Genomic DNA, 2,133 nt, shown 5'->3' with positions numbered 1-2,133 from the left:
ATGCTGGCCAAGATCCCGCAACGGCGTTTCGGTGATCTCCAAGACCTGCACGGCATCGCGGTGTTCCTCGCTTCGGATGCGGCTGCCTACATAACCGGCCAGTCCATTCCGGTCGATGGCGGCTTTCTCGCCTCGATCTGACGAGGCAGGTTTGTCTCCGTGGTTTCGACGGGAAGGATGATGGAAAAATTGCTGGCGACTATCATACATACATGTATATACTTTTGCCCGGTGAAGCCTCTCGACGGCTTTGATCCTTGCCCCGGTCGGCCTGTCGACCCGCAGAACTATGGCCATCCACGGGCCAACCGTCATTGCGTTCCAAGAGTTCCAGGAGACGAGCAATCATGTCCGACATCAGCTTCCACGATTTGTCATCCATCGATGCCGACCAGCGCGCCAGTCTGCTGAAGCGCGCCGAGGCCGATCTGACGGTCTTCGTCGAGAAGGTCCGGCCGATCATCCAGGCCGTCAAGGACGAAGGCGATGCCGCCTTGATCCGCTTCGCCAGGGAACTCGACAAGGCCAATGTCGCCGAGGGCGAACTGCAGGTGTCGGAAGCCGAGTTCGACGCGGCGTTCGACAAGGTGGAAAAGGATGTCGTCCAGAGCATCCGGTTCGGCATCGACAATATCAGGCATTTCCATGAGGAGCAGAAGCCGGAGACGATGTGGCTCAAGGAAGTCCGGCCGGGCGCCTATGCCGGCGACAGGTACACGCCGATCGCATCCGTTGCGCTCTACGTGCCGCGCGGCAAGGGCGCCTTTCCATCGGTGACGATGATGACGTCGGTGCCGGCGGTGATTGCCGGCGTGCCGCAGATCGCCATCGTGACGCCGCCGACATCGGATGGTTCGGTGGATGCGGCAACGCTCGTCGCCGCGCGTCTCGCCGGCGTGGGCACGGTCTACAAATGCGGCGGCGCCCAGGCAGTTGCCGCCGTCGCTTACGGCACCGAGACGGTGAAGCCCGCGCTCAAGATCGTCGGCCCCGGCAGCCCGTGGGTGGTCGCGGCCAAGAGCGTGCTGTCGTCGGTCATCAACACAGGCCTTCCGGCCGGCCCGTCGGAAGCGATCATCTTTGCCGATGACAGCGTTGACGGCGGCCTTGCCGCGCTCGACCTGTTGATCGAAGCCGAGCACGGGCCGGATTCCTCGGCCTATCTGGTGACGCACAGCCGCAAGGTTGCAGAAGCAGCGCTTGCTGCACTTCCCGAGCATTGGTCGCGGATGACCGAGCAGCGTGTCGAGTTTTCGCGCGCGGTGCTGACCGGCAAGCGCGGCGGCATCGTGCTGACCGCGTCGCTGGAAGACAGCTACCGCTTCATCAACGACTATGCGCCCGAACATCTCGAGATCCTGTCGAAGGAGCCGTTCGCGCATCTCGGGCGCATCACCGAGGCGGCCGAAATTCTGATGGGCCCGCACACGCCGGTGACGCTGGCCAACTTCGTTCTCGGTCCCAATGCTGTGCTGCCGACCAGCCGTTGGGCGCGGACCTACGGGCCGCTTTCGGTAACGGATTTCGTCAAGCGCTCGTCGGTCGGCTATGTCACCTCGGTGGCCTATCCGGAACTCGCTCTGCACGCCCGCAGGCTCGCCCGCTACGAGGGCTTCAGCTCGCATGAGAACGCGGTCTCGGAAATCCGCGACCGCTATCTCGCCGGTTGAGCGGAAGCGATCGTGATGAAGGCCGCACGACTGTATGGACCTGGTGACTTGCGCATCGAGGACATCGCCACGCCGGGCGTGCCGGATGCGGGCTGGGTGAAGCTCAAAGTCGACGCCGCAGGCATTTGCGGTTCGGACCTGCACAATTTCCGCACGGGACAGTGGATAAGCCGGTCGCCTTCGACGGCCGGCCATGAGCTGACCGGCACGGTGACTGCCATCGGCGCGGGCGTGGACGCCTTCGCCATCGGTGACAGGGTGGTCGCTGATTCCCGGTTCTGGTGCGGAGACTGCGCGCAATGTCATGGCGGCAGGCGGCATCTCTGCGCGTCACTGGGCTTCGTCGGAGAGGTCTGCGACGGCGGGTTTGCCGAACAGGCGGTGCTGCCCGCACGGCTCTTGCATATCATCGATGCCGGGCTCGACGAGCGGGTCGCGGCGATGGCCGAGCCGCTGGCGGGGG

Annotated in this window: 3 protein-coding genes; all 3 read left to right on the top strand. The window is 64.2% G+C overall.

The window, feature by feature from the left end:
• The coding region (locus tag EN750_RS31165; RefSeq protein WP_127399007.1) for an SDR family oxidoreductase at window positions 1–141 on the top strand (141 nt) is incomplete at its 5' end.
• A gap of 206 nt (window positions 142–347) precedes the next feature.
• On the top strand, window positions 348–1,670 hold the full coding sequence (hisD, locus tag EN750_RS31155) for a histidinol dehydrogenase (RefSeq protein ID WP_127326496.1): 1,323 nt from the start codon (window positions 348–350) through the stop codon (window positions 1,668–1,670).
• A 15-nt stretch (window positions 1,671–1,685) separates the two neighbouring features.
• On the top strand, window positions 1,686–2,133 hold a 448-nt coding region (locus EN750_RS31150; protein ID WP_148669948.1), incomplete at its 3' end, for an alcohol dehydrogenase catalytic domain-containing protein.

This window comes from Mesorhizobium sp. M7A.F.Ca.ET.027.03.2.1 (assembly GCF_003999175.1).
Taxonomy (GTDB): domain Bacteria; phylum Pseudomonadota; class Alphaproteobacteria; order Rhizobiales; family Rhizobiaceae; genus Mesorhizobium.
Note: the sequence above shows the minus strand (reverse complement) of the source record. Positions and strands in the feature narration are given on the sequence as shown.